Origin of the sequence: Luteibacter sp. 9133 (assembly GCF_000800155.1) — a bacterium.
Taxonomy (GTDB): domain Bacteria; phylum Pseudomonadota; class Gammaproteobacteria; order Xanthomonadales; family Rhodanobacteraceae; genus Luteibacter; species Luteibacter mycovicinus.
Genome location: NZ_JUHO01000001.1, coordinates 3696292 through 3720221, shown reverse-complemented (window position 1 = coordinate 3720221; position 23930 = coordinate 3696292). Strand labels below are relative to the sequence as shown.

The following is a 23930-nucleotide window of genomic DNA, read 5'->3' as shown; positions in this document are numbered from 1 at the left end:
TGCCTGGCCGGGTGAGGTGCGTCCAGTCGCGGCCCGACCAAGGTGCTTGCGTGGCTTTGTCGTTCCTGGGCCGGCGTGCCTTCCCCTGCGTCGCCACTCCAGTGCACATCGGCTCGTCCTATCCGCAGCCCGAGGTGCGCCGCATCGCACGCGCATGGATGTTCCAAGCACGGGCAGTCGACGAAGCCGTGCAAATGTCGGTGAGGTCGTGACGCTTCGGCGCTCAAGGTCGCACGACGTCGCGAACGCTGAAGGCACGTTCAGCTAGCGGAGTGCGCGTCTTAGTTTCCTTCGGAAACCACGCCCCCTACGGGGTGAGCCAATGTGAGCGCCAAAGCCATTCGCTGCCGTGGCGCGCACGTTGACGCTTCCGCACCATGGCGTGAGCATGCGTGGGCCGGGCGGGTTGGCCTTCGGTGTCGCACGCGCGCAGTCCGACTCGTAGGCGCTGCGTCGAACAGGTGCGGTCAAGTTGCCCTCGACCTCTTCAAGCAGCGTTGGGCGCGCGCTCGACCGCAGCAAGTGACCTTCGCTCGGTGTGCCACGCGCCGCAGTGGCGGATAGCGTCTGGGCAGTCAGGCTGCGCAACGGGCCACGGATGAGGCGCATCGATGGAGGTTTTGTCGTACAGACGGTGGCGAACTGGGCAAGCCCGCTGATCACCAGCGGTGCGCAAACGAAGGGTTCACGCAGTGGGCGACGCGCACTCCGACGGAAACATCCTGAGCAGCATCGGCGCGGCATCAGCACGGATCCGAAGCGTCGGCATTCCGGCTCGGTCGATCAATGGGTGCGACTCGTCGAGTCAGGCCTTCGGCAGATCAACGGCACGCTCTGACAGCTTCGACCAGCGAAGGCGAAATCCGGTCTGTGGCTGGGCTGCCGGCGGGCGTTGAATTGGAAGCGCTCACTGCAAGGTGGCGTCTGGCGCCAGCAGTTGCGGATAGTCGTCTTTGCCGTGAAGCGGGCGAAGAAGGTGAAGGTCCTCGTAGGCGCAGTGGAGCAAGCTGCGCTGGGCACCTTTGTCCTGCCCGGCGAGGAAGACGTTGGCGCGGACTCTCGTTTCATCCGTGGCTAAGTCCCGCGCGGTAGGGGCCGGTACGGCCAGCCACCGCCCATAGCTGATGGCGGCTCTCGATGCGTGCAGGCTTCCGCCGTCCACGTCCGACTGGACCATGACGACGCCCCGCGCAAGGCCCGCTTGCGTCTTGTCCCGTCGCACGAACTGTGCCGGAATGGGCTCGACGCCGAAGGCAAACTCGGAAACGAGCGCGCCCCCGGATTCGATGATTTCCTCGGCAAGCCCCTTATGCGAGGCGGGTGCAACCGTCTGTAGCCCGTGAGCCAGCACAGCAACGGTATGGCCACCGGCCGCAAGAGCGGCCCGGTGGGCAATGGCGTCACAGCCGAGCGCCAGTCCGCTGACCACGCTCCAGGCGTGCCGGACAAAAAACTCGCTGATGCGCTCGGCGATTAGGGTGCCATGATGCGTGGGTTTTCGGGTTCCGATGATGGCAACCGATTGCTCTGGATGCGGAGCAAGCCGTCCGCGTACCCACAAGAAGTAGGGCGCGTCCTTGGATGCGGCGAGGAGCCTCGGGAAGTCCGGTTCGTCGAAGCCGAGGATCCGGGTCCCGGTGGCTTCGGCCCGATCGCGCTGGCGGGCGGCTGCGCCGACGGCCTTGTCCCATGAGCCCGACCCGTCGAGGCTCTTGGCCAGCCTGGTCACGCGGCGCACGGTGTCGGCCATATTTTCATCGAGCAAGTCGGGACTGGCACCGATAAGGCGCAAGGCAACAGGGCCAACGCCCTTGAGCATGGACCACTCGAGCAGCCGCAGGGTTCGGTCCGAGATAGGGCTCACTGGGCAGACACGGCCTTGGTAAACGAGAGGAGGATGACAGAAGCGGCGCCATTGTCTACCAGATAGTGGTGCGCATAAAACAGGGTGGCGCCGCTGGTGGTCACGTCGTCGAGCACGATGAAGCTCCGACCTGCCACGAGTGTGGGGTTGACCACCTTGAAGTGGTCCCTGACATTGGCGAAGCGTTCGGCCGCGTTGAGATACTCACCGTGGTGCGAGCGAACGCCGTCCAGATAGGCAAACACGTCTGGTTTGAAGGACAGCACCTGCCGGTCGCGAGCCCGGATGGGCGTATCCCGGTGAGATTGGGCGAGTTGAGCGAGCAAGTGCTCAAGCCTCGGCTCGCGCCCTGGCTTCGCCGGGACAACGGTTACGACAGCGTGATTGCCCTTCGCAAACCGTGCCTTCTCGGTCAATGCCGCCCGAAGCGTCCCTATCCAGTAATCCGGAAACGTCTCGGCATTCTTAAGGCTCTCGATGTCCATCGACAAACGATGCCAGGCGCGGCGATGCTTGTCGTCGTCATCGTCCCTGAAGCGCCGACCGAGCACCTGGATGCGAACCGGAGCCCGCTTCTCGGACGTGCGATCAAAGTGGTTGATGGCCTCGATGCGCGGCGGCCTCGCTGTACACGGCGCTTTGCCTTCGACCGCCCACGCCTCCATGAGCGGCAGATGTTCGACGCGCGACTGCAGGAACGGCATCAAGTCGGCGGGCCCCTTGATTCGGGCATCCGGCATTCGTTCGAGCATGGCGTACTGGTCAAACTGGAGTTTGACCGGCCATGCCGACTCTTCGGAGACCATCCAGACTCCCGCACGATAGGCAGCCTGGAGGTCGACCTTGTCGTCGCCGATGACAGCGACACGGGATGCGTCAGTCGTGCCAGTTCTCCGCGCAATTTCCCTGATGCCGTCCGGTGCAGGCTTAGGGTGTGCTACTTCGCGCGCGGCAACTGTCGCGTCAAACGCAAAGCGCGGGTAAAACAGGGTCAGCAAGACGTCGAGATACGCACGTGGCGCGCGGGTTAAGATGCCGATGCGAAGCTGGGGGTGGGCGCGCTTGAGCGCCTCGAAAAAGGTCTGGGGATAGATGGGCGTGACGGATGCACGTGCATGGGTGATAAGTGAGTCGCGATACTTGAGGGGTTGCTGGTCCACGAACTCGGCACCCCGGAAGTGGGCGACGGCGTCGGTGCGAAGCAGCGTGTTGTCGAGGTCAAAAATCAGCAGATCGAATTCCATTTAGGTCCCCGTTCACGTCGTTTGTTTCGACCGTTCCCTGCGGCCAGGATCCCTCGCCAACCCTTGTGCGACCAGCCTTGGCCTGAGGGAGAGCCTTGCGCAACGGCACCGGTGCATGTCGGCCTGGTCTGGCGTCGTCGGCGCCCCGCCAGGCCGCCATCGCGTCGCGCCTCTCGGCGCGCACGCTTGCTGGGCGGGAGCACCGCCTTGCATGTCACTCGACGGCCCTTGGAACCAGGTGCTTACGGAGCGTAGCGCCGCAGCCTTATCCGTGGTGCTCAGTGAAATGCACCGCAGGGTCAACGCATGGCACTGCACGGTCCACCAGAAAACAGTTGGGTGGCTTGCGATCTAATACGTGCCGTCATAGCCATTGCGCGACGCCGCCGTGGTGTGAGCACGTGCCGCGCCGGCTCGCACTGAAGCTGAATGTGGCGTCCCGGGATTGTGCCGAAGCGCCAGCGGGGACCTGTCCGTTGTCGGTGTTGGCGGGCCGATGGATGGTATGGCCCTGGGAATTGACGTAGGTGCCCTGCTCAAGCAGCAGAGGGGAGGCTAGCGAGGCCGCGTTGGTACGTTGAGGCGGCCGTGCCCGAGCTTGAGCGTCAGAGCCTGATATTTGCAGAAGCGACGACACGCAAAGCAGAAGGGCACCAGCGCCCCGAACAACGTACGACATGGGAATCTCCGAGAAGTCGACTACACCATCGGCATGGCGACTCTGTTGCTTGACTTCCACCAAGGCACAATTTCGGCAAAAAATGTGGACCCCGTCGTCGCATGCCGCTTCTCCCTGATTCAAGCAGTGCACGTGGTAATTTGTGACCGCCCGCGCATAGGACCATCGTGTTGATAGTTACTTCCGCATCGGTGGTTTTGGCGGTGCCTCCAGCTAGCAAACCGTGAGCGCAACCACCGATGAAACGGACCTTTCGCGCTTTAAAATCCTCGTAGAGAACGGTGTTCAATTCCGACTTGAGCACCCGCAGGGTGCGAACGACGTGCTTGGCGCCGACGTCGTCGCCGATGTTGTCGCTCACGTACTGGGTGAATCCGTAGAAATGGCATACACCGTTGCGGCATCTCGGCGGCTGGGATTCCCCACCGAGAGCGTTCCCAAGCCGAGACCACTGTATGGCGGGGAATGGGCGGAGAACTCGAACCGGCCTATGGGGTTTCCAGCGTTTGCGGCGTGGTTACGTGAGTTGTCTAGATGCGACGCAGGGCCTCGATGGCAATAGGCCTTTCGCGGTCGATGGGCATGTTATTAAACGGTGGTTAGGATAGGCTGGACTCGGCTTCCGGTCCACAGCAATATCTTTCCGGCCAATTTCGGAAGGATGGTGATGTACCACTTCATCGCTACTTTGGCGCGCCGATTGAGCAATGTGAAAACAACTAACGCGGCTCTGAAGAGCGCACGGCCTCGGGATGAAGCCCATCGCAGTACCGGTCGCGCATGAGGATGTCGTCGTGTGAGGTGGCCCTACGCGCATGGTGTGACACGGGCTGGCTCCGGTGACCCCGGGTCATCATCCGCTTGCTGGCGCCTTTCGATACAACCTCACGTTCCGTTCAGCGAAACTGAGACGCTGAGCATGAGGCAGGGCCGGGCTCATTACCATGAAAGGTCGTCAGAATGTCGTACGTGATTACCCCGGGCGACTATTGTTGTTTCAACCAGCACGGCTTATCGGCCAACCGAGGCTTTATGCGCATCACCAACGATTTTTATGACCCCTCGCAGTTGTTGGCGGAGCTGCTTTCGGCGACCCGCTATTCCCCAGAGGACACCGCCGAATTCTTCATTGAAGAAAGGGCAAGCCACGATTGGCTGGTGGACCGATGGCATCACCAGATTGACGTGATGTTGGGCATGTACAAGCGCTACGGTCATGACGTCCACGGTTCACAAAGCCTCCGCGACCACGGTGTCGACGTTCGAGTGGGCTTTGAGACACTAGACGGCGCTCGTCGAAACTTGGGATTACAGATCAAGTCCAACCGGGAAGCGGAAGAGAACGCGCGAAGAAAACCGAAGGAAACAACCCTGGTTGGCACGCTGAAGCAGCAATGCCAGGAAGCGCGTTCCAAAGGCAGCATCGATGAATGGTGGATCGTGCCATGTTTTGATGCAAAGAAATTCGGAAAGCTCTTTCAAACCATCGTTTCTGAGATACCTCCGGGCACCTCGGCATTTCCACAGCGGATTGTCTCGCCAGAGCAGGCCGCATGCTTTCTCGCCATGAGCAACGACGAAATCATTGCGGTGTGCATTCGCTTGTTATGCAAGGAAGACGCGGTCTTGCGGGAAGCGCGGAGCGAGATCGACGACATGGAGACGCTTCATGCCTACTTTGTGCTGGAATTCCTCCCACGCGCCCTGGAGGGAGAGCGCGAAAGTTCGCAGGATGAAGTAGCAAGGGTATGGCGACGAATCACCGATGACGAAGGAGATATGAACGAACTCGCATCTACGCTGTCGATCCTCTCAGATTTCATCGAACAAGACGATGCTTTGTGGTTTCATCTTAAACCGGAAATACATCCTGCCTTATGCGCCGTTTATTTCGAAACGCGGGTACGCCATGGCCGCGATCCTGATTCCGCTGCAGCGCTGCTCTCGTTGTTGGTCGGCCCCAATGACGGGGACGAAGACGACGACGAAGACGACGACGACTAGATAGGCTGATGCAGGGCGGTGCCTCTTTCTCGCTGGTCATAGAGCACAAGCCAATGGCGTGGGTCAGCGTGACGCTGATAGATGCATCCTTGCCAGGTTTCCGAGAAGGCGGGGGGGCGTTTGTCCCGGGGCGAGAGCAGATCGATCACGCCCTCGATGGCACTGGCGAGGGTCAAGCACCAGATCCAGTTCGAGCTGACGGACGACTCGGTGATCTCGTGGTAATAGCGGGTCAGCGGGTGGGCGTCCATCGACTCGTCGGCGTTGTTGGCCCGGATAATCATCGTCAAGATCTTGGCGTAGAGCGGCCAAAAATGCTTGAGCGCCAACTTCGGGTCGTCTTCAAGGATCGATGCACTCAGGGTCTCCGTCGAGACTGTCGCTGCGCGGTGCAGCCACACGGCGGCTTCCTTATTTCAAAAATTTCTTGCGACTAAGCACGGAAAGATGAGCTGGCCCAGGAGGAGTCGAAACGGCTCACCGATCTGGTTTTCGGCGTAGAGGTGCTTAAATTCTTCCGAGGTCGGAGTGATCGGCTCGCTCTGATCGAAAAAGATATCGATATGCGATCCCAATGCCTCAATGGAGGCGCCCGTTAGCTCGGACGTCTCCAGCTCCGACTTGTCGTCGCGGACCACCGAGGTGCGCGTCAACCGGAGCACGGGCACCGCACTCGGACGATCTCATGCTGAAGGAAGGTTATTACTTTGCCGGCCCGGCTTGCGACCGCGCTGTAGCACGCAGCGTTGCTGAGGCGCGCCGTGATCGCGACCCGGTCACAAAATCGAAAATATCCGAAGATCGGATATGTAAATTCGGTTGATCTTTTGCCGATTTAGCGTTGGATGCCTCGGCTAAACCACGCCCGTTTCGACGCCCTCCTGCATTCGTTTAACCCTCCGGTATTCGGAGACGAGCGGCTGCGCCCATTTTTTTACCGGACTTGATGAATGTTCCATGCTAGGCCTCACCTTGAAACGCACTCCCGCGCCGAAGCGCATTCGGCCGTCGCAGGCGCAGCGTACCGCCTCGGACTAAAGCTGTACGATCGACGGTTAAAGCGTGCATTCGACTTCCGAAAGCGCGTCGCCGGCGACGAGATCGTGTTCCAGATCACGGTCGCCCCCGACGGCGCACCGGCTTGGGCCACCGATCCCCTTGAACTGTGGAACCGAGTAGAGCTAGCCGAGCGCCGAAAAGACGCTCAAGTGGCCAGGGATTACCGTGTGCCCATCCCTTTGGGCCTTGATGATTCGGCCGTCGCCGCCTTTGCGTCAGACATGGCGCGCTACTTGGCAAGGCAACTGACGACCCCGGTGTCGGTCGGGGTGCATCGCGACGCCCCGATCACGGCGTTCGGGGTGGCCAAGACGCCCGAGCAGATCGGATGTCATGCGCACTTGTATTTCCCGACCCGACGCGTGCTGCTTGATGATGCGGCCACGGAAAGCGAGGCTAAGGGCGGCAGCGGGATGGGCGAGAAGCTCAGCTTTCTATCGAACAAGAGCACGTCTGGCTATTTCGTCGAAGAAACCAATCGCGTCTGGGCGGAGCTGGCCAACACGTATTGCCGTCGGGCGGGTTTGCCGACGGATTTCGATCATCGGAGTTCCCGACGCATGGGGCTCAAGGTGCGGCCGCAGCCGCAGCTCGGGGCCGCGGCGACAGCGTTGGAGCGCGCGAAGGTGCCCACGCGCAAGGGCCAAGCGGTCCGAGAAGCCGCCGCGATGGCGGAGATCTACAAGCGTGCGCATGCAGCGCGAATGCGCCAAGGTGCGACGCCACTCTTCATGCCGCCTCAGCCTGGCGCAGCGAAAAGCGGCTACATCGAGTTCTCCCCGCTGAAAGCTTCGGCCGACGCCGTAGCGGATCGCATGGCCGCGAGCACCGCCTCGGCGCGTGCCCAGGCAGGGGCGAACGGTCCGCCTCCCTCACTGACCGAGCGCTTCCGAACGTTGTATTTCGCCGGTCTGGAAGAGGGCAGTCGCCCGGAAGAAACGCTCGTGTTCAGGTTGGTTCGCGCCATCGAGTGGCTGCTGACGCGCATGACGCGCTTGGCGGCGCAAAACCACGAGCTTCGGCAAGAGACGGCGGCTGCAGCGACGGCCCGGCTGGATGCATTGGCGGACCTCGACGCGTGGAAGGCGGGTCCCGCAGCGCACGATGATGACGACCAGCCACCGAAAACGGCTTGGTCGCGGGTGGTCGATGGGGTCGGACAGTGGTGGGATTCCAACCAGACTGCGACTCAACGGGAGCGCGCTGAAAGCGATGCGCGTACGGAACAGCAGTTGCACGCGCGTGTGGTAAGCACGGAACAGCGCGTTCAGGACCTGCAGAACGAACGAAAGCCGGTGCTCGACCAGGCGAAACACGATAAGGCAAAGCTTCGGAGGGCCTTGCGCGACCTGCGCGACGCTCATGAAGCCGCGTTGCCGCAACTTTTGGCGGTGTCGCTGGCCGAGGAGCGCGAGTGGATCGAGGCCTACATGCCTGAATTGCTCGGCCCCACCCAGGAGATCGAGGATGATGAGGGCGGTCGGGCACGTCTTCCCCGTCCCAAGGTCACGCCGCGCTCGCCTACGAGTTACGGGACCGGGGGGCGGGCATGAGGCGCTCGATGAGCGGATATCATGGGTGCTCGCCCGGCTGCTCACCGATGTGGCTAAACGTCGCCCAGCGATTCGACAGCCGTGCACAACGCGGCGTAGGCCTGGCCGACCCCGCGCCCCGGGGGCTTGTGGGGCGGACACAGCGCGACGACCAGCGCGTGAGCAGCCCGCGCGACCGATGTGCAGGCCAGCGATTCGGCCGAGATAGTGATGGCGCCTGCGCGAAAACGCGCTTCCAGCAGGTCGCCCTCCAGCAGGGCCTGGCCGATGTCGTGCACGTCGACGGACCACTGGAGCGCGACGCATGGATCGAGCGATGGATCGGACATGCGAGGGGCTTCAGGCCAGATGCTTGGCCTAGCATGCGCCAAGTCGAGGGGAGGATGCCATGACCGATCTGTCGCTCATCCGCCAGATGCGCGACGCATTGCCCGACCTTCACCGCCAAGTGATGGCGATGGAAGACGACGCTTTCGAACGAGCGGTGGCTGCGGTAGCCCGAAGCGAGCGCCGGCGTCGCCGCGAGGAGCAACCGGGCGGCTATATGGACGCCAAGCTGTGTTGGATGCCGGTGTCCGCCGAGTGTACCGACACCGTGCGCCAGGCGCGGCCGCCCACGGCGGCGTTTCCCAACGCCTACCAGATGGCCTGCCGAAGCTTGGCGCACTGCGTCGAGTTGGAGTGCGCGGACCTTGACGACGCCCTCGCCGTGAAGCGCTGGGCTGAGCGGTTGGCACGCGAACTGGGGGAATGGGAGATTGACCCGTCTGTGCATCGGTCGGCGATGAAGCTTCAAGAAGCGCTCGAGTCGACGCCGCGGATGGCGACACCCGCGCGTCGCGTGCGGCTGTAACGGCCGCCGCCGATAGCGTGGCCTAATCGACCGCCAACCGGTGCACGCACAACTCGACCCCACCCCCGTTGAAGGGTTCATGTGCGCCGGCTAGTCGGCCAGGCTCGTTCGATACCTGGGCCATGCTTCGGGTGAGCTGGGGCGATGCAGCGATTCACCGTCGGCTGCGAGGCTTGCCATCACCGTCGGGCTACATCGCGCTTCACCCCCCGATCAAAACGGCTGAATCTTCAGAGCCGCCGACGCTGGGCCTGAGGAACTGCTGCGATCGCGCCCTCCAGCGCCGCTGCCGAACGCTCGGCCAACGCCAGCTTCCATTGATGCCGGTACGCAGCGTCGAGCGTGTTTCTTTGGATTTTGCCGAGAACTTGGGCCGCCAGCTTGAGCTGCTCTGCATTGAGTCGTTTGCACGCACCGTCGGCTTCGTCGCAGTGCCGCATGTGCGCCGCATGGCTTGTGTGAAACGGCGCCTCCAATTGGTTGAACGCGCGACCTTCGATGATCGCTCTCACGCACGCGTCGTCACCGGTGTCCAACGCGTATTGCACGTCGGCATGCACCACCCGGTGAATCCAAAGGTCCCAACGGGCTTCTTCGGACAAGCGGCGCTTCAGCGCCTTCATCGACGCATGGCTGGACCGCGGGATGCCTGTGTGGTCCACGGACCACAATTGGAACGGCCGTGGGACGTCTGGGGCATGCACGACGCGCAACCGGCAGCGATCGAGGTAATCGGTCCATTTGGCCGGCAGCTGTTCAAGGGCTTGCCGAGCGAGCGCCGTTCGCACGGCCCGCACGGGTCGCTTTTTGAGAGTGCTCATCGGTGGATCAGCTCATGCCAGGGGACCCGGTAGCCGGGACCGTAGCTCAGGCAACGAGCTGCCAAGGCGGGGATGATCCGCTCGGTGCGGTCATATAGCAGGTTCAGCGACAATCCCTGGTCGAGTTCGCGCCGCAGCTTCGCCGCGCGCTCCAAGCGTTCGACCGTCAGCCGTCGGTAGACAGTCTGTGCCCGCTTCACGTGGCGGTGGTGCGCTGCCCGGGCGTCCCGGCGTGCGCCGGTGCAGGGCCTCGTGCCGCGCAGGCCAACCGCGACGTCGAAGATGGCCCGAGAGCCGGTTTGGAGCGCGTGCAGTGCTCCGCCAAAGAGCACGTCGTCGGTGACCAGGTCGGCTTGCGCGCATTCGCGCAAGAAGGCGATGAGCGCTCGGCGTGAGCGGAAGGTCTGTCTGCAATGCCCATGCTGGCGCGTCGACCACGTCAGACGACAACTCGATGCGGCGGTCGCGCCGCCGTCGAGCGTGAATCCAGCGTCGGTGAGGTAGTTGAGCCAAGCGTTCCAAGTGAGAGCCATGGAATGTCCAAAGTCGTTGAGATCTCGAACCTAAACAGCACCACGGTTTCGTCAAGAGGACGGCGGTCACAGTTTTGAGAGGAACCACCGGGCCAAGCCGGGAAAACACAGGGCACCGTTCTTAACGCTCCCAATGCAAGGTGTGCATGTCATTCGCACACGATTGACCGAAGTCACCTCGCACCGGTGTGAAACGGAGAACGCACGCCAAGGCGCATCTTCAACATCCTCCGTGCTTATAACCGGTCGAACCCGCAGCGAGTTAGCGATAATCCTGCTTTACACTCGAACGGGCCGGTGTTAAGGCGCTTGCGATAACCGCTGCCGACCCATGTACTCTCGTTTCGTGCCTGCCATGGCGCTTGATGTTGCTCCCAATACGGAGGAGATATGCGGTTTCTTCCAGCGGGTCCTAGGGTCCCCGATGCTCTGTTGGCAGCCCGTGACGCGGGTGAGGTCCTGTTCTTTTGCGGCGCTGGGGTCTCTTTCGCGAAGGCAAAGCTGCCGAATTTCGTGCATCTCGCGCAGACGGTCGCAGACACCCTGGGGTCCTCCCAGGGTGGGGACGTTCGCAAGCTGCTGAAGGCAGCCGAGCCGCCGAAGGATGGCAGTAAAGCATGGGCGACGGTGTCGATGGATCGCGTCTTCACACTTTTGCAGCAAGAGTTCGAGGTCAGTGACGTACGCCGCGCCGTCGCCAACGCTTTGCGGCCGCCGGCAGACTGCGATTTTTCCGCCCATCGAATCTTGCTGGAGTTGTCGCGCACACGGACCGGCCAAGCGCGCCTGGTCACTACAAACTTTGATCGCCTGTTCGAGCTGGCAGAGCTGGGGCTAGCTTGTGCTGCACCGCCACGCCTGCCAGACCCTCGGCGGCCCGCTGACTTCCACGGCGTGGTGCACCTGCATGGCGTGGTCAACGAGAGCTATGCCGGGGCAGAGCACGACGAATTTGTCCTGTCGAGTGGTGAATTCGGTCATGCCTACTTGTCGGATGGATGGGCCACCCGTTACATCCAAGCGCTCCTAGAGCGTTTTGTTATCGTATTCGTAGGCTATTCCGCGGATGACCCGCCGGTTCAATACCTGCTGGAGGCGATGAACGCCGGTCCTACCGAGACGCCCAGGCTCTACGCTTTCCATTACGGCTCTGCACAGAGCGCCGCCGCCCAGTGGCTGCATCGCGGCGTCACGCCCATCCCTTTCGACACCTACCCCGCGCTTTGGCAGACGTTGGAGGCTTGGAGTGATCGGGCACGTGACGTGGAAGAGTGGCACCAATCCGTGATCGACCGGGCAAAGCACGGGCCGGCTGCCCTCAGTGCGCACGAGCGGGGTCTTGTCACGCATTTGGCTCGCTCGGTCGAGGGGGCGCGAGCGATGGCTCGGCAGGACCCTACATTGCCGGCGGAATGGCTCTTTGTCTTCGACCGCGCTATGCGCTACAGCACGCCCACGCGATGGGATATGACGCACGGCGAGACTGATCCGTTTGATGTGCTTGGACTAGATGACGATGCGCCCCCCGAGCGAGTGGAAGTGCAGGACCCTTATGCGCGTCGGAAGGTGCCGTCGGAGAGCTGGGACGCGTTTGACCTGACCTCCGAAGATCAGCAGGGACTTGCCTCGGTTGGCTTGGCGGCATTGGTGGGACCAGGTGCGTCGACCGTCGGCGTTCTGCCCGAGCGTTTGGACTATCTAAGCCAATGGTTTGCTCGCGTGGCCCATCAGCCCGCTGCAGTGGCGTGGTTGGCGGGGCGCGGCGGGGTGCATCCGCAGTTGCGCGCCGCGGTGACATGGCGGTTGCGCCATCAGGCTGAGCTGTTTTCAGAGGATTTGCGCGAGGCATGGCAACGGGTGCTGCAGGCAGAGACGGTCGATTCGGGTCCACTCCGCCACGCCATTGCGGCGGATGTGCAGCGTGCCGGTTGGTCTGCGCGCTTGATTCGGTCGGCCGTCAGCCTGTATCGCCCCCATGTACTGGTTCGTGCAGGCACGGCCGCGCCTTGGGCGGAACTCAGCCCCGACATTGCCCTCAACGCCCTGATCCGCGCGGAGGTCGCTTATCCTGAGCCTTACGCGCCGTTCGCTTTTCCGGTCGAGCACCTAGCGTTGGTGTGCCGGATCTTTCGCGCGCACATAGAGCTTGCCGTTCAGCTCGAGGCCGAGCTGAAAGAGTCAGGAGCCTTGTACTTCGACGCCATCCGACCTATGGAGAGCGAGCGTCGCCACGCGTACCGGCTGACGGCCCTGATGGGCACCTTCGCAACGTGCGTTGAGGCCCTTGGAAAGTCGAGCCCAGCTGACGCGCAGCGGGAAGTCGATACCTGGGCCGCGCATGCCGATGCCGCCTTTACGCATTTGAGGGTGTGGGCTTGCGGGTTTCCGGCGTTGACAAGCATCGAACGGGCGCTCGAAATCCTCCGAGGGCTAGACGTGGATGTGTTCTGGTCGACGGCGAATGAACGCGATCTGTTGTTTGCAATTCGCGACCGCTGGCCCGAATGGTCAGTCGAGCAGCGAAAGGTACTCGAATGGCGGATCGTCGAGGAACCGTTACCGTGGTTCGAAGACCGGGATGACCGGGAAGATGTCGTTGCTCACTATCGCCTCAACCGCTTGCAATGGATGAAGGAGCAGGGGCTCACCTTCTCATTTGACGACGCAAAGGTGATGGCGGAACTGCGTGTCTCCAGCCCAACGTGGGTGGAGTCGGCCGCTTCGTACACCGCTCAGCCGCGAACGATGGGTTTGCGCCGCGTGGTGGACGACTCAGACGACGAGTTGCTCCGCGATGTGCCGTTGGCGGACCTAGTGGCCGCCGCCAGTCACTTGGAGGGCTACGACCGCGGACGTGGCGCACGAGTGCATCCATTTGCTGGGTTGTCACGGATGCGTCCCGCGCGTGCCTTGCGCGCTCTGGGTTGGGCAGCGGGCCAGGGGGTTGACCTGACGCCCGCTTGGTCGCTGTTTCTAAACCGCCAGGTTCAAAGCCACCCTCCGGCGCGCATGCGCACGCAAGTGGCCCGCAGACTCAGCCAACTTCCCAAAGAGATTCTCGAAGCCATCGCACACCCCGTAGCCGAGTGGATGCGACGATTTGGGCCGGACTTGATGGCCACCCATCGTACGCTCTTTAGCACGCTCCTTCATCGCCTGCGCGACGTGTTGGCATCGGCACTGGAAGAACGGCGAATCCAGTCGCTTGATTGGCTGAGCGAGGCCATCAATCGGCCTGCGGGAAAGCTGACCGACCTCCTGTTCCACGATCCGCGCTTGGATCAACGTGGCGCCGAATCAAGCCTTCCCAAGGACTGGCGCGACCATCTGGAATCGCTATTGGCACTCCCAGTCCCCGCCGGCCACCATGCATTGGCGGTCACAAGCTCGAGATTCACATGGCTTTCGGTTGTTGATCCAGTTTGGGTTGATCAATATCTCCTGCCTCGGATGATGGCTGGAGGAGATACGGCGGAGGCATTTTGGTCTGGCTTCCTGTCCTCGGGACGCACGCCTCCAGGCGCTGCCTACACGAAAATTAAGGCGGGACTTTTGGAGCGCGCCACGATTGCCTCAGGGACGGAGCGCTATCGCCGTACAGTCGCCGGAATGCTGCTGATCGGCTGGCGCGGCGCGGATCTGGACCAACCCGAGGTGCAGCACGTTACCGACATGGAGTTGCGGGAAGTGCTGATCCAGGGGGATGACGAGATGCGTCGTGAAATGCTGTGGCAGCTAGGCTTCTGGGCGAAAGCGGAGGACGAAGACGAAGACTGGCAGGCTTTCGTGCTGCCGTTCTTGGAGCGCGTATGGCCGCTACAGAGGGTGGTCAAAACGACCGCGGCATCGTCGGCACTCCTGAACTTGGCGTTCGACGTTCCGGACGTGCTATTCGATGAGATCGTCAAGCGCATTGAGCCAAGGCTGACGCCGGTCCGGCACGAGGCGATGATGGGGCCGCTCGATGACAATGAAAGGAAAGCATTTGTCGAAAAACATGCAAGATCGATGCTCGCCTTGCTGTGGGCTGCCTTAGATGAGGATGCTTCAACGTGGCCCTACGGTGCAGCTGCATGCTTGGAATTGCTCGAGTCCGATGCAACGACCGAGAAGGATCCACGCGTTGCAGAGTTGCGACGGCGACGCCATCGTGCGAGTCCCGCGTGAGCGATCGCCAGCCGTGGCTAGTGCGATCGAGCACTTGACGAGCTGCCGCGTTCTGCTATTCCTAATTGGGCGTTACTCACTGGTCTTTTTATGTGAAAACACCCGCCAGTTCGGTGCCCATGCCGACGTGTGGCACCACGATCCACGTGTAGTGGGATCAACCAGTTAAGCAGCGTTTGGTTCAAGGGTTATCCAACTCTTGGATCACGTAATGCTACTTAAATATGTACAACTTAGTGTTGCAGCGGAATGGCGCAACGGCACCATGCCGATCGATGGCGCGGCTGCCGTGAGGGAAGTGTCACTCTTTCACAGCGCTGACTGCTACGGGCCGTTGGCGACTGGCGGTGGGCGATGACTTGGCCGATTGCTCCCGAGCGTTGCTGGCGTCGATCACTTGCGCCGAGCACGCCTCCGCCGCGCAGCGAGGCGCCCTTGCGCCTGGTGGAGTGGTGCGTGCTATGGCTGATTCATGCCGATCCACGGCTGTCCCAAAAGCATCAGCGCGGGCGACTACGCCTGCTGATGGCTCAGTTGGACCCCTCGTTCATGCACCACGGCCGTGTTGGAGGCGCGTTGGGCCGAGTGCGCGATTTGGCGGCGGCGGGTGCTGTGACCACCCGCGGTTTCACGAGCACAACGGAGCACCCCTCGCCCGCGCTGGGCGACGCTGCGTTCGAAGCAACGCTCCGCGCGTTCGGACGGCACGAATCAAGCGCTGAACTACGCGAAGCGCGGCGTGAGCCGTTTCTTCGCATGCTCGGCGTGCAGTCGACTGCTTCAGTCGTTCCAGTGCCGGCATCCGCATTGGCCGGGTCGTCCGGCAAGTCGCGTTAGCGTGTCTGCCCAGCGAAGCGCTGTGTTGGATAGGCGCGCAGGTTCGTTAGTCCGGTGGTGCAAGTTCGTTACACGCAGGCTCTTGACATGGGTCCGTGCGTAGGTATACGTCCAGAGCCTGAGGTGCTCAGGCGGCAATACCTTTCCGGGCGCAATGCATCGCGCTTTTCGCACAACTCTTAGAGACCTCTCTCATGCCACATCATTATCACGACCGCTTTAAGCGGTTGCGGGCTGCTGCAGCCCAAATTCCACCCCCGCCGATGAGCGACGCCGAACGCGCCGATGCGGTCATCCTCGATGTCGACGCCGCGCCGCCGGCGCAACTTCTGCGCCAGTTCCATGGCCGCACCGCCGACGGCAGCCGCGTCAGCATGTATTCGCAACGCGGACCCGAAGAGGTGCGAGACATCCTGACGCGCCGAGCCGGGCAACCTCTGGTGCACTTTCGGTGGAGTCACTCCGATGTCCCGTTCGGTGCGTTTGAGCCGCAATCTACCGCGAGAGAACGCCACTTGGCGGCCTTAGGTATGCGTGGTCCTCTTCCCGCTGCAGTAGCCGATGCATCCGACGACCTCGCGCCGGTGTTGCCGGTGGCGCCCGCAGTGGTGCCGACGTCCATTACCGTGGGTGGTCAGTCGATCCCCTTAGAGGCCGTGACCGCGATTCTGGCTTCGTTGGGCATGTCCGGCGGGGCGATTGGAGGCTTCGGCGCTCCTGCGCCGCTAACGCCGCCCTCGCCGCCGTCGAACGTGCGCCTCACCGATCGCATTGCACCGTTCCTGTCGTTTGTCGAGCAGAAGAAAACCTCGCGATCCCTGTTGGTCGATCATGCCGCCACGCTGCGCATGTTCATCGAGACCGTCGGCGATAAGCGTGTGGCCGAGCTGGGACCCACGGACCTCGATGCGTTCCTGGCGGTACTTCGCCGCTGGCCCGCCCACGCGGCCAAGCGTCGCGAGTACCGCAAGCTCGATGCCAAGGCAGTCGTGCGCAAGGCGGATATTTTGAAGGATCCGGCGGTCGACGTGCGCACGCAGCAAGGCTACATTGATCGGTTGCGTCGGTTCTTTTTGTGGCTGGAGCAGCGCCAGGAGATTCGGCCGGGCCTCATGAAGGGCATTCGTTTGATCAGCAAACGCACGCCCTTCACGCGACCGCGTCAGCCCTTCGACACGCATGAGCTGGTGGCCTTGTTCAGTGCGCCGCGTCTGTTGTCGATGCGATCGCCCGCGCACTACTGGTTGCCCCTGCTTGCCTTGTATACAGGACTGCGCTTGCGGGAGCTGGCCCAGCTTTATCTGGCTGATGTCGTTGAGCACGGCGGCCGGTGGTTCTTGTATGTCTCAGATGGACGCAAGGGGCAGCGCATCAAGACGCGCAGCTCCAATCGCATGGTGCCTCTGCACGACGCGGTGGTGAAGGCGGGCTTCTTGGACTATGTGGACGAAGCGCGGGGAAAGGGCATCGAGGTGCTCTTCCCAGGCCTCAACTGGAATGCGGCCAACGGCCCCGGTGACACCATCTCCGATTGGTTTTCGCGCACGCTTCGAAAGCATGTGGGCATCACCGACCCGGCGCGCACCTTCCACTCGTTTCGGCACACCTTCGCGACCTTCGCCAGTCGTTCGGGCCTGCGCGATGGGTTGATCGCAGAACTGCTGGGGCACGACACCAGCCACAACACGCTCAATACCTATTACGTCGCGTTGGCGAACTTGCCCGAGAAATGCTGGGGCATCGACCACATTCAGTTCCCGTCGCTGTGTCACCCCCCGTATCAGCGCGGGCACTTCGATGGCGCGTTTGATGCCGAGCGGCGCCGAATGGAACGCCACGCCAAAGTTGGCAAAACCTTCGGCCGCTGATCGTGAGCAGCGCCTGGCTTGGGACGCGTCCGCAGTCCCAAGCCACCCCGCGCCCCCAACGCTTCAACCTTTGGCGCTCGCCATCACCGCGTTCGGCGATTCGGCGTTCTGCCTCCGTCCCGCTCATAAGGATGATTCTATGCCCCTGCACGCCCCTCAATCCGCATCTGAACCCCGCCGCGCGGTGCTCGGTAGCCTGACCGAGGACCTGTCAGTCCTTCATCATTCCGACCGTTTGGATTTGCGTCGGGCCTTGCACCCAGGCGAAGTGCCTGAGCTGCTGGCGCACTTGGCCAAACTGCCCGTCGCCAAAACGTGGCACCGCTTTGCTCCGTTGCTCGCGCTCTATGGGGGGCTCACGCCCCCCCAGATTGCGCGGCTGCGCACCGACGACTTGACCTTCGTCCATGGGCACGGGTGGCTCAGCGTGCCACGCGCAGAGCGGGCCGCCAGCGACGCACCGCCCCTGATGATTCCGCTCCACGCCGAGCTGGTGAAGGCTCGCTTCCCAGGGGTGGCGCATTCGCGCTACTTCACCGAAGCCGAAGAGACCTGGGTATTTCCGGATCTGGCGAAGGCAGCCCGACCCGGGGACGCCGCCGAGAGTTGGCTGCGCCGCGCGCTGCGACCCCTGTCCCGCGTGGGTCAACACGCCCCGACCTTTCGCGACCTGCGCGCCACGGCCGCCTACGCCGCGCTGGAGGGCGGGGCGCCTGTGCGCATGGTCGAAGCATGGATGGGGCTCGATGTCCCGTTGTGGGACGATCGCGGCGCCACGGACGCCGACGGGCGCCGACGCGTCCAAGACGAATGGATCTGGGAAGCCGTTGAGGCGGTCGCATATCCGCCACGTCCCGGAGCGGGCACGCATGCAACGGCCCTCCCTGCGTCCTGGCGCCCGTTGCTGGACAGTGCAGCGCCCATCGTGGCATCGCGCATCGATGCGGCGACGTCCTGCGGGGGTGCGTCGTGAACCCGATCACCCCTGTGACCACTGAGCGGGCGCATCTGGCGATCCGCGCGATGTTCGAAGTCCGCAATTCGGCGCGCGCGCGCGCGGCGCGACGCAGAGCGTTCCCGCTTCCATTCTTTGTGCACGCCATTCAGGATTTGCTCGGCCGTGCGGTGCGCGACCATCGACATCCGTGGCAGCTGTGGGGCCCGCGATTGATGGTGGCGATGGGGCTGGAAGCCAAGGAGATTGCCATGCTCCACGCCGCCGATCTGACGTGTCTGTGCGACCGGTGGTTCTTGCGTGTGCGCCGAGGCCCGTCCGGGCCTTTGCGGGGGCTGCGGCACCGAACGATCCCGGTCCCGCCGTGCCTGGAAGATGTGGGCTTCGTGACCTTCATGCAGACGCTCGACGACGGCCCGGTGTTTCCCGAATTGGCGAGGGCAACGCGCCCTGGCGGGGCCCTGAACCGGTGGGTGCGAGCCTGCGACGTCTCGGACGACGGGACCCGGATCGGCCTTCGGGCGGCGGATCTTCGCCAAGCGTGTGCGCGGGCGTTGCACAACGATGGCGCCGAAACCTACACGCTCAACGCGTTCTTGGGACGTCCCATTTCCGCGATGATGACCAAGATGATGGGCCGATTCTACGCGTGGGGCGACCCGCTCATGTTGCTGTGGATGGTCGATCAGACGATGTTCCCGGGCATGGGTGGGCTGCCACGAGCGGTGCCTCCGAACGACAGCTGACGATGGTCAGCGCCGAACCAACAACGGTGCCGCCACGGCTCCGTCCGATCTCAGGAGTCTTCGGCGCTGACGTCGACGGTGAACAGGACGCGCCGGTCCATCCCGGCGCCCAGGACGACCTGCCAGCGCTCGAAGTTCGCCGCTTCGTCGCCCGACTTGGCAAGCTGATTGGCGAGCACAATGAACAAGGATCGCCCGTCATCGGCACCACGACCGAGAATGCCCAACTTATCGCCTTGACGCCGCGCACAGCCGATGGATGCTCCGCGGCCCCGCAGCTCCGGCGATGATGCCGCATCGACCTCGACCTGTACCTCAGGCACGATGATGCCCGACCAAGCCGTGTTGCCCTCGCACTCAAACCCCACAAAGCGGAACTGTCCGCCCAAACAAAGCGCAGCGGTTCCTTTCGCCGTCGTGCCAATCAAGAAGGGTGATTCGGAGGCGGTCCGTGGGAGGAGGAGCGATCCGGACAAGCAATCGTCCAATGCGCCCACGGTGAATTCGTGAGGACGAAGATAGTGCATCACGATGCGCGTCCTTGTAGAGGGCGGAGAAGCAGTTCCCACAGGTGTTCAGCAGCTCCTTCTTGGGTCAGCTTCTGCCCCCGCTGCGTGCCAAAGTCTTGCATTCCTAAGGCGGAGATGTAGAGGGCATGATCATCGGCATCCACCGACAAAGACTCGTTGTGTGAGCCTTGGTCCAAGCTCTCGCCATTGACGTAATAGATGCCGTGTCCAAAACCGCGGCCGCCGCTCGCGAACACGGTGCACTGAGCGACGTTTGCGCCGTGCCGGAACACGGTAGCCACAAAGCGAACCGCATCGATGCGGCGAAATAGCACGTCAATGCCGTCATTTCGGTCGGCCAACTCGGTCAACGAGTTCTCGAAAAAGTTGGCAATGAATTCGAAAGTCTCAAGTCGAAAGCGCTCTTTATCCAGTTGAGTGAATCCCTTGGCCACGCGCAAGTTGCTGGAACGACGCAGACCGTCAGTCGCGGAACTCGGCGTCAATGATGGCTCAGGGGTAGGGGCAGGCGAAGTCGCGGGAGCAGGGGTGGCGCGACGTCCCCAACGTTTGGCCGCGTCCCGGATCGCACCGGCGATCTCCAGGAATGCCTCGTCCGCATCCGGCATGCGCGTGACGGCTTTGCCGTCCTTCGGAACCGCATTCAAATCACCAAACGGTGCCTCGTGCCAGTCGCTGGGGCGAAGGATCACGGGAATGACGATGGCTTCCTCGGCGCGATGACGCTCCATGGCGCGCTTGACCTCAATGTCGTAGCAATACGTCGACGCCAGAAAATCGGGACTGACCAACAACAAGATGATGTCATCATGGTTGATGCGTTCGTCGATGGCGTGGTGGATGTTTTCCCCGGCACCGATCCGCCGGTCATGCCACGTCGCAATGACACCTTGGCGCTTTAACATCGCCAGGTGCACTTCCAAGCGGTCGCGTAACGCTTCGTCGACGTGCGAGTAAGAGAAAAACACAGATGGCACGTCAATCTCCCGGCAGCCCAACACTCACCCAAGAACGGACGGAGACATTGTCTCATTGTGGGCAGGCGGTCGCCATGACCGCGGACATTCCGTGTCCCATGGCATTGGCAGGGCACGGACCGTGCGTAGCGGACGCAAGCTGAGGCCGTTGAAACCCCTGCGTTTCGTGGGCAGCGAGGCTTGAACGGTTTGCGATGGGCCGACGCTGGCGAGTCAGTATCGATAATGGAGAGCCGGAGTATGCCGACCGCCGGTGCGCGCGACACATCTGTCCCGTGGCGCGCGGACCGTGGCTACGGTATTGGGACACAGGGTCGAAGGAGGCTCATGCCTTCCGGAGCGGAGCCACATCCATTGCATCGTCAACGGTGCCGTGCAGGTTCTCCAGCGTGGGGTGCGACAGCAAATGGGTGGCGCAGCCAATGTGCCCACAGTGCCTTCGATTCTCAGGCACTTTTGCCCGGCGCATCGTGCGTGAGCATGGGCGGGCGCAGGGTGCGCTGTCGCTGAAGGGCAACTGTGGACAAAAACCGTACAAACATGACGGGCAAGAAAATGACAAAAATGCCAAATTTGGGCCTTTAGTCAATCGCAATGATTAGTGAGATCTTGAGTTATCAATCGGTTATGGGTGGCACAGCCGATGCAGCTCCCTGGAAAAGCCGATTGGGAGCGACAACATGAAATTTTGGCCCGTCAGGGCATGGAAGAGAGCGCGATCCTCGTCCAGGGATACCGGGGGCGCGACTGGCCCTGCGGCGATCCCGCCGATCGAGCTTCGTTTCGACCGCCTAGCCCCTTCAGGACGCAATTACAACCTATCGCGCGAAGCGTTCGATCTCATCGCAGCTCTGCGCTTAGCCGATGCGCACGAAGCCATGTTTCGCGCTTTTCGGGTTCACCGCTTGGCGCGGGACGCAGGGTTTCCAGACACCCAAGAGGCGGCCGAAGCGCTCGAGATTGCTTTGGTGTGCTGCGAGACCTGTAACGCGCCTCCAGTGCCAGCGGCCACCAGACATCTGGTTCGCACCATGGTTCTGGACGGGCTTATCCACGCCATAGCCACTCCAGACAGCGAGGCAATTGAAGGCGTGGAATCTGACGCCTCCTTTTGCAAACGGCATCCTGCCCCGCAATGACAACCGCCGTGGTTCTCCAATCGATGACTCATACCACACACGCTGCAGCACGCTGCAAAAGGGACCGCTGATGCGCTTTTCTGTTCGTTCCAAAATTTTTTCCGCGATGGGTGCGGCGCTTACCTTGGTTTTGATTCTCGGGTCGGACGGCCTGGTGGGCGTCAAAGATACTTATCAGCTGATCCAGGACATTTATGGATCAAATGTTCTATCGATGGTGGCAGTAGGCGACACCGAGCGGGCCATTGTGGATGAGCGCCTGGCGTTGAATCGCGCGATCATTAACCCCTCCATTCGAAACACACTGGCGCGTATCCGTGCCGACGAGGCAAAAGAAGAGACCGCATGGTCGTCCTATTACCCGTCGAAAGTCAGTGCGAACGACGAGCGCGCAGCTGCGGATGCTTATGTCACTTTGCGCAAAGTAGTCGTTCCCATGATTGAGCAAGAAGCAGCATTGCTCGACGCTGGCAGCATCGACGAGGCTCGGACGCTTCACCTTAGCAAGGTGTCCGTTGCACTGGGCAAAATGGCTGAGACCATCGACGCGCTGGTCAAAATCAACGCAAAGCAAGCTTCTTCGGCCTTGAAATCGGCGGAAAGCAGTTATGCGCACACGCGCATTGTTGCCATCAGCGTGCTCGCGGTGAGCGTGCTCCTGCTGTTGTCCATTGCTGCGCTGCTCGTCCGTGCGGTCGTTGGGCCTCTCGCTAAGGCGCGTGCGCTGGCTCAGGCAATTCAGGGCGGCAAACTCAACAACTCAACCGTGGTATCGGGCAACGACGAATTTACCGACACGCTGCACGCGCTGGACGACATGGACAAGCGCTTGGCCAGCATCGTCAGCGACGTCCGGCATATCTCGCAGCAGGTGTCATCGTCAGCCGCTGACATCTCCCAAGGCAATGACGACCTGTCCCAGCGGACCCAGGAGCAAGCAAGTTCGTTGGAAGAAACGGCAGCCTCGATGGAGCAATTGGCCGCGACCGTGAAGCAAAATGCCGAGGGCGCGGAGCAGGCTCGGCTGTTGGCGCAGCGAGTGAAAGGGGACGCTGAAGCAGGAAGCCAGGTGTCGGAAGAGGCCACGCAGGCGATGAGTGCAATCACGCAAGCCAGTCAGCAAATTGGCGAAATTGTGACGTTGATCGACGAAATTGCGTTTCAAACAAATCTGTTGGCGCTGAACGCGGCGGTGGAGGCCGCCCGCGCTGGCGACCAGGGCCGAGGGTTCGCCGTGGTGGCGGCCGAGGTGCGCCATTTGGCTCAGCGCAGCGGCACGGCCGCAAGGGATATCAAGGCACTGGTAGCTTCCACCGTAGCCCGCGTCGATGCCGGTGCAGCGCTCGTCACTCGCACCGGCACCGCCCTAGAGGCGATTGCATCCGGGGTGCGATCGGTCAACACGATCGTGGAGGAGATCGCGGCCGCCTCCCAAGAGCAAGCAGCGGGCATCAACCAAGTCAACAATGCCGTGCTAACCCTCGATGACGTCACGCAGCAGAACGCTGCGCTAGTGGAGGAGGCCAGCGCGGCCAGCAAGAATGCATCCGATCTATCGCAGGAATTGCTCCGCCAGGTATCGTTCTTCTCAGTCGCAGGGGCCGCTCCTCTGCAGGAAATCAAACCGCAGCCGGCTGCGTTGCAGGCAGCAATCGAGCGGGCGCCGGCCGAACGCATTGCTGTCGCTGCATCTGCGCGTTCCCTGGCCACGGCCGGCGCAGATGAAAGTGTCTGGCGTGAATTCTGAGGCGTCGAAGCCTACGGGTGCTTTTGTAGATCTGGTGGGGCGTTTGGGCCGAGATGCCGTCGCTCAGGATGCGCTCGCCTTGCTGAGGGCGTTCATTGATCGGGATTTAGACGAAATCATGTTTCGGGTGACCCTCCTCGGCCATCACGCACAGGAACTGGAATGTCCGGAGCTTGGCGATGCGTCTGAGACCTTGCTGCGAGAAATGACAGCGGGCTCTCATGCTAATGACGATGGCGGAGTCGCGCCTGCCCTTGAGCGCGTCATTGCCGCTGCTGCAAAAGTCGTCTCAGCGGGCGGTGGTTCAGGCTAACGGAGAGTTGAGTGGAATGCTGTCGGGACGGCGGCTTTTCG

General features: G+C 62.2%; 19 protein-coding genes. 9 read left to right on the top strand and 10 right to left on the bottom strand.

Features of this window, described 5'->3' with window-relative positions:
• Positions 1 to 907: 907 nt before the first annotated feature.
• From FA87_RS16240 to FA87_RS21380, 3 genes are all read right to left on the bottom strand, one after another.
• A complete protein-coding gene (locus tag FA87_RS16240; protein WP_239709113.1) occupies positions 908 to 1819 on the bottom strand; it encodes a DNA-processing protein DprA in 912 nt (303 codons plus the stop codon).
• Positions 1820 to 1860: 41 nt separating this feature from the next.
• Entirely contained in the window at positions 1861 to 3108 is a 1248-nt protein-coding gene (locus tag FA87_RS20030) for an HAD hydrolase-like protein (RefSeq protein ID WP_052191400.1), read from the bottom strand.
• 364 nt (positions 3109 to 3472) lie between these two features.
• Complete coding sequence (locus FA87_RS21380) at positions 3473 to 3787, bottom strand: DUF3761 domain-containing protein (RefSeq protein ID WP_081996620.1); 315 nt, start codon at positions 3785 to 3787, stop codon at positions 3473 to 3475.
• Positions 3788 to 4747: 960 nt separating this feature from the next.
• On the opposite strand from FA87_RS21380, the gene xopAX reads away from it, so the two are divergent.
• Entirely contained in the window at positions 4748 to 5791 is a 1044-nt protein-coding gene (gene xopAX, locus FA87_RS16230) for a XopAX family type III secretion system effector (RefSeq protein ID WP_043695993.1), read from the top strand.
• Here xopAX and FA87_RS16225 read toward each other — a convergent pair.
• Both FA87_RS16225 and FA87_RS16220 read right to left on the bottom strand, forming a co-directional pair.
• Positions 5788 to 6192, bottom strand: coding sequence for a hypothetical protein (locus FA87_RS16225; protein ID WP_043695990.1), 405 nt, complete (start codon positions 6190 to 6192; stop codon positions 5788 to 5790). The two genes, xopAX and FA87_RS16225, sit on opposite strands and share 4 nt — an antisense overlap.
• Before the next feature lie 15 nt (positions 6193 to 6207).
• Complete coding sequence (locus tag FA87_RS16220) at positions 6208 to 6444, bottom strand: hypothetical protein (protein WP_156128576.1); 237 nt, start codon at positions 6442 to 6444, stop codon at positions 6208 to 6210.
• Positions 6445 to 6741: 297 nt separating this feature from the next.
• Here FA87_RS16220 and FA87_RS16215 point away from each other — a divergent pair, with 297 nt between their 5' ends.
• Entirely contained in the window at positions 6742 to 8403 is a 1662-nt protein-coding gene (locus FA87_RS16215) for a MobA/MobL family protein (protein ID WP_043695985.1), read from the top strand.
• Between the two features lie 53 nt (positions 8404 to 8456).
• On the opposite strand, the gene FA87_RS16210 is transcribed toward FA87_RS16215, so the two are convergent.
• Positions 8457 to 8732, bottom strand: a complete 276-nt coding sequence (locus FA87_RS16210; RefSeq protein ID WP_043695983.1) for a hypothetical protein — start codon at positions 8730 to 8732, stop codon at positions 8457 to 8459.
• A gap of 59 nt (positions 8733 to 8791) precedes the next feature.
• Here FA87_RS16210 and FA87_RS16205 point away from each other — a divergent pair, with 59 nt between their 5' ends.
• Positions 8792 to 9256: a hypothetical protein gene (locus FA87_RS16205; RefSeq protein ID WP_043695980.1), complete on the top strand. Its 465-nt coding sequence runs from the start codon at positions 8792 to 8794 to the stop codon at positions 9254 to 9256.
• Between the two features lie 230 nt (positions 9257 to 9486).
• On the opposite strand, the gene FA87_RS16200 is transcribed toward FA87_RS16205, so the two are convergent.
• Positions 9487 to 10077: a hypothetical protein gene (locus FA87_RS16200; RefSeq protein WP_043695978.1), complete on the bottom strand. Its 591-nt coding sequence runs from the start codon at positions 10075 to 10077 to the stop codon at positions 9487 to 9489.
• A complete protein-coding gene (locus tag FA87_RS16195; RefSeq protein ID WP_043695975.1) occupies positions 10074 to 10610 on the bottom strand; it encodes a hypothetical protein in 537 nt (178 codons plus the stop codon). Before FA87_RS16195 ends, FA87_RS16200 begins: the two co-directional genes overlap by 4 nt.
• 432 nt (positions 10611 to 11042) lie before the next feature.
• Here FA87_RS16195 and FA87_RS16190 point away from each other — a divergent pair, with 432 nt between their 5' ends.
• The 4 genes from FA87_RS16190 to FA87_RS16175 all read left to right on the top strand — a co-directional run bounded on the left by FA87_RS16190 (position 11043) and on the right by FA87_RS16175 (position 19183).
• On the top strand, positions 11043 to 14777 hold the full coding sequence (locus FA87_RS16190) for an SIR2 family protein (RefSeq protein ID WP_197062431.1): 3735 nt from the start codon (positions 11043 to 11045) through the stop codon (positions 14775 to 14777).
• A 1100-nt stretch (positions 14778 to 15877) separates the two neighbouring features.
• A complete protein-coding gene (locus FA87_RS16185; RefSeq protein ID WP_043695969.1) occupies positions 15878 to 17482 on the top strand; it encodes a site-specific integrase in 1605 nt (534 codons plus the stop codon).
• A 139-nt stretch (positions 17483 to 17621) separates the two neighbouring features.
• Positions 17622 to 18455, top strand: a complete 834-nt coding sequence (locus FA87_RS16180; RefSeq protein ID WP_043695966.1) for a tyrosine-type recombinase/integrase — start codon at positions 17622 to 17624, stop codon at positions 18453 to 18455.
• Positions 18452 to 19183 carry a hypothetical protein gene (locus tag FA87_RS16175; protein WP_156128575.1) on the top strand — a complete coding sequence of 244 codons (732 nt, stop codon included), beginning with the start codon at positions 18452 to 18454 and terminating at the stop codon, positions 19181 to 19183. Before FA87_RS16180 ends, FA87_RS16175 begins: the two co-directional genes overlap by 4 nt.
• Before the next feature lie 50 nt (positions 19184 to 19233).
• On the opposite strand, the gene FA87_RS16170 is transcribed toward FA87_RS16175, so the two are convergent.
• Complete coding sequence (locus FA87_RS16170) at positions 19234 to 19713, bottom strand: hypothetical protein (RefSeq protein WP_156128574.1); 480 nt, start codon at positions 19711 to 19713, stop codon at positions 19234 to 19236.
• Positions 19710 to 20690 carry a toll/interleukin-1 receptor domain-containing protein gene (locus FA87_RS16165; protein ID WP_043698338.1) on the bottom strand — a complete coding sequence of 327 codons (981 nt, stop codon included), beginning with the start codon at positions 20688 to 20690 and terminating at the stop codon, positions 19710 to 19712. The genes FA87_RS16170 and FA87_RS16165 overlap by 4 nt, the downstream gene beginning before the upstream one ends.
• 1209 nt (positions 20691 to 21899) lie before the next feature.
• Between FA87_RS16165 and FA87_RS16160 the strand changes: the two genes are divergently transcribed.
• Together FA87_RS16160 and FA87_RS16155 are read left to right on the top strand one after the other, a co-directional pair.
• The gene (locus tag FA87_RS16160; RefSeq protein ID WP_043695957.1) at positions 21900 to 23576 is read left to right on the top strand and encodes a methyl-accepting chemotaxis protein; all 1677 of its coding nucleotides are present in this window, start codon (positions 21900 to 21902) and stop codon (positions 23574 to 23576) included.
• Positions 23551 to 23889 carry a hypothetical protein gene (locus FA87_RS16155; protein WP_156128573.1) on the top strand — a complete coding sequence of 113 codons (339 nt, stop codon included), beginning with the start codon at positions 23551 to 23553 and terminating at the stop codon, positions 23887 to 23889. Before FA87_RS16160 ends, FA87_RS16155 begins: the two co-directional genes overlap by 26 nt.
• The last annotated feature ends 41 nt before the right edge of the window (positions 23890 to 23930 follow it).

Excerpts from the sequence above, each read along its gene's own strand:
- FA87_RS16240 (WP_239709113.1), bottom strand. The coding sequence starts at position 1,819 with ATGCTCAAGGGCGTTGGCCCTGTTGCCTTGCGCCTTATCGGTGCCAGT.
- FA87_RS20030 (WP_052191400.1), bottom strand. The coding sequence starts at position 3,108 with ATGGAATTCGATCTGCTGATTTTTGACCTCGACAACACGCTGCTTCGC.
- FA87_RS21380 (WP_081996620.1), bottom strand. The coding sequence starts at position 3,787 with ATGTCGTACGTTGTTCGGGGCGCTGGTGCCCTTCTGCTTTGCGTGTCG.
- xopAX (WP_043695993.1), top strand. The coding sequence starts at position 4,748 with ATGTCGTACGTGATTACCCCGGGCGACTATTGTTGTTTCAACCAGCAC.
- FA87_RS16215 (WP_043695985.1), top strand. The coding sequence starts at position 6,742 with ATGTTCCATGCTAGGCCTCACCTTGAAACGCACTCCCGCGCCGAAGCG.
- FA87_RS16210 (WP_043695983.1), bottom strand. The coding sequence starts at position 8,732 with ATGTCCGATCCATCGCTCGATCCATGCGTCGCGCTCCAGTGGTCCGTC.
- FA87_RS16205 (WP_043695980.1), top strand. The coding sequence starts at position 8,792 with ATGACCGATCTGTCGCTCATCCGCCAGATGCGCGACGCATTGCCCGAC.
- FA87_RS16200 (WP_043695978.1), bottom strand. The coding sequence starts at position 10,077 with ATGAGCACTCTCAAAAAGCGACCCGTGCGGGCCGTGCGAACGGCGCTC.
- FA87_RS16195 (WP_043695975.1), bottom strand. The coding sequence starts at position 10,610 with ATGGCTCTCACTTGGAACGCTTGGCTCAACTACCTCACCGACGCTGGA.
- FA87_RS16185 (WP_043695969.1), top strand. The coding sequence starts at position 15,878 with ATGAGCGACGCCGAACGCGCCGATGCGGTCATCCTCGATGTCGACGCC.
- FA87_RS16180 (WP_043695966.1), top strand. The coding sequence starts at position 17,622 with ATGCCCCTGCACGCCCCTCAATCCGCATCTGAACCCCGCCGCGCGGTG.
- FA87_RS16160 (WP_043695957.1), top strand. The coding sequence starts at position 21,900 with ATGCGCTTTTCTGTTCGTTCCAAAATTTTTTCCGCGATGGGTGCGGCG.
- FA87_RS16155 (WP_156128573.1), top strand. The coding sequence starts at position 23,551 with ATGAAAGTGTCTGGCGTGAATTCTGAGGCGTCGAAGCCTACGGGTGCT.